Here is a 2,952-nt window from a genome sequence, read left to right on the forward strand (position 1 = left end):
GCAGCTCACTTTCTTCCTGACGGAAGTTGGAGGTAAACTCCTTGATGTCGGCACCAACAATGAAGACGCCTTCCTTGCCACTGGTCAGAACGACACCCTTGATGGAGTCGTCCGCCTTGATGGCCTGAACTGCACCATTCAGATCTTCTATGGCCAGCCGGTTGAACTTGTTCACCGACTCCCCTTCCAGGTCAAACCTCAACTCAGCGATGCCGCTTTCAAGTGCCAGAACCTTGAATGCTTTCCCCTGATATATCATTTATCTCTCTCCGGACGGATTGAAAAAGGTTGCGTTAATGACTGACGTCTGTACAAATGGCGTCAGGAGCCAGACTGAGAATAGCGGCCCTATGGATAATGGCAGTTTATTCTCAGTCTGGCTCCTGATGGATGCATCTTAGACAGTGCTCGCCAGAAATTCATACAACCGTTTGAATTTTTGAGCCTACCTTCTTTGAATTCTGTGCCAAAGTCAAGAAAATGAACACCAATAAATCCGCAAATATACTGATTCAGAGCAAATACTTACCAGAAATTTACTTGGACAACTCAAGGTACAGCCATACAATGTAAGCGTTTGGTCTATGATGCCTGCAATCAATCGTATTTTCTTATGGTTGATATAAAGAGAGCACAGGTGGTCGAACACCCTTTAGCATTTAAGGCGATGAGTACACAAGATAGTTACTCGTGGCCCGATGATAAAAACATCGACACAGCCATGATCCGGAAATGCAGCTCACCGGCTCAGATGATAAAAATGGCTATGCAACTGGAATGAGCTGCATTTCTTCATAAAACATCCGGGAAGAGAGAAACAGTCTATGAGTCAATATAACCATATTCTCGTTGCTATTGACCTGTCTGATGAAGCAGACGATGTATTGGATAAGGCCAAGTCTCTTGCAGAAATCTATCAGGCCAGACTGACCCTGGTGCACGTGGTTGAGCCGTTGAGTGTCGCTTATGGCAGCGATATTCCACTGGATCTTACAACCCTTCAGGATGAAATCACCCAGCAGGCCAGAGAGCGTATATCACGTTTGGCTGAAAGCATTCACCTGGACAAGGGTGAACAGCACGTCGTATACGGGCGCCCGGAAAGAGAAGTACATCGCATCGCTGACGAGTCTGACGTTGACCTGATCGTGGTTGGGAGTCATGGCAGGCATGGTTTGGCCCTGATTCTCGGCTCAACATCCACCAGCATCCTGCATGGTGCATGCTGTGATGTTCTGGCGGTAAGAGTGGGAAAAAACAACAGCAAATAAGAACAAAAGCGGTGAGTTAACAGTTGGCAGATAGCCGTTCTGACCGCACACTGACGACAGCTGACTCCCAACTAAAAAAGGAACGTCTGTTAACTCATATTTTCAAGTACTTCTCAACGTTCGATCTTTTCTTCGATGTCCTGGTTGGCGACTGCCAGGCACACCAACGTGGATTGAATGACGTCATGATCGCCCTTATAGAAAGCAGATCCAGCGATGATCTTTTCCCACTGAATCAGTTCTTCTTCCAGTTTTTCAAGCTCTCCTCGTAAAGCTTACAACTCACGATGAAGCTTGTTAGTGAGATTTTTCTTTTTCGGTTTCGACTGCGATTATTTCAATTACGAGTTACGCCTTCCGGAATGTCAACGTCATCCCCGTCAAAATCATTCATGTCAGAATCAGTCACTTCAAAATCACTCTTACCATGAAGACTTTCAAAATCACTGCTGTCAGTATCAGTTTTTTCAGATTCACTGCTGTCAGAATGATCATTACTACAAAGGCAATACTCGAGCCATACGACGAGTTTTTTTAAGTACTTTATCCGTTTTTCCTGATGTTTTTTCCTCTTCTCTTCTTCGCCAGGCTCTTTGCCTCCTTGCCCCTTAGCTGCCATGTCATGCATGACTTGATCACCCTGCCCAGTGTCATTGGAGCCAATAGCTGTATCAGGAAGCAGTGCCAATAAATCATATGATTGTTCCAATAGGGCCCTAAATCCTATAGCGAGGGTCTCCATTATGACATCGCAATCATTTTCAACAGTAAACGTTAAGTGTAATTGTTGCGCTAAATATATTTTTAGGTATACAAACAATTTTTTAAATGATTTAACATCTTGATTTCCTTGTTCAAGTGTCGCATCAACCAGAACTTTTTTTATTTCTTTAAATAACTCATTTCTTTTTCTTCTACCGGAATAAAAACTCGTCCTCTTACCTGATTCTCTAAAATAATTCTCTATGCTTTCAATATTTACATTCGGATATTCGCATTCCGGTGCAAAAGGGTTAATTATGAGTCTAATAACATCAATTAAATTCAAAAACTGATAGTTCCAGGCTACTAATCCTGGTTCATCTTCACCATATTTTTCTATAAGTTCCAGCATTCGTTCAGCTGATTTTAGCTGTCGCTTATAACTCGACATTCCGTTCCTATCAATGCCATCGTTGAGCAGTTTGGCAGCGTCTCTAAGTAATGCATCAACTGACTTACCGGATTGCTCAGACTCTAAGGAATCCTCCAATTGCTGTAAAAACTTAATGCGTTCTGTTACTAAATCTTTTAGACCAGAAAATACTAAATATGATATTGCAACATTTTCTTTTAAAAGCTCTTTATCTTTAATCGGCTTATCTCTGCCTAATAGTTGAGCTGCGTGCAGGTGGTGGAGAAATCCACACATTCCTGCCATGTCAGCGGCGTGAAGCAGGAATGAAGTAAAAAAAGCATGGGCACTTTGTGAGGAAGCACTACTTGAATTTATGGCTGTGTAGTAAGCCAGCATTAAATATGCAAGACTCTGTTGATGTTGTGAACTGCCCGGATTAACAGGCGACTCGGTACCTTGGATATAAGATAGCGTTTCTAAGATTGCATTCTGATTTTGGTCAACGTTAATTTGAAGACTCGCCTTCACTTGCGCAATCATGCTTGCAATGGTCAGGCTATCACC

The 2,952-nt window shown here is 42.9% G+C and carries 4 protein-coding genes; 2 read left to right on the forward strand and 2 right to left on the reverse strand.

Annotated features, from left to right (window positions below; genetic code table 11):
• Positions 1–259, reverse strand: a 259-nt coding sequence (locus KDK18_RS06505; RefSeq protein WP_257254059.1) for an enoyl-CoA hydratase-related protein, incomplete at its 3' end; no start/stop codon positions are given.
• 354 nt (positions 260–613) lie between these two features.
• Here KDK18_RS06505 and KDK18_RS06510 point away from each other — a divergent pair.
• Positions 614–781, forward strand: coding sequence for a hypothetical protein (locus KDK18_RS06510; protein WP_257254060.1), 168 nt, complete (start codon positions 614–616; stop codon positions 779–781).
• A gap of 43 nt (positions 782–824) precedes the next feature.
• Complete coding sequence (locus KDK18_RS06515; protein ID WP_257254061.1) at positions 825–1,271, forward strand: universal stress protein; 447 nt, start codon at positions 825–827, stop codon at positions 1,269–1,271.
• Positions 1,272–1,608: 337 nt separating this feature from the next.
• Here the strand turns inward: KDK18_RS06515 and KDK18_RS06520 are convergent.
• On the reverse strand, positions 1,609–2,952 hold a 1,344-nt coding region (locus tag KDK18_RS06520), incomplete at its 5' end, for a hypothetical protein (RefSeq protein WP_257254062.1).

This window comes from Endozoicomonas sp. SESOKO3 (assembly GCF_024606255.1).

Coding starts and splice junctions, on each gene's coding strand:
- KDK18_RS06510 (WP_257254060.1), top strand. CDS start 614: ATGGTTGATATAAAGAGAGCACAGGTGGTCGAACACCCTTTAGCATTT.
- KDK18_RS06515 (WP_257254061.1), top strand. CDS start 825: ATGAGTCAATATAACCATATTCTCGTTGCTATTGACCTGTCTGATGAA.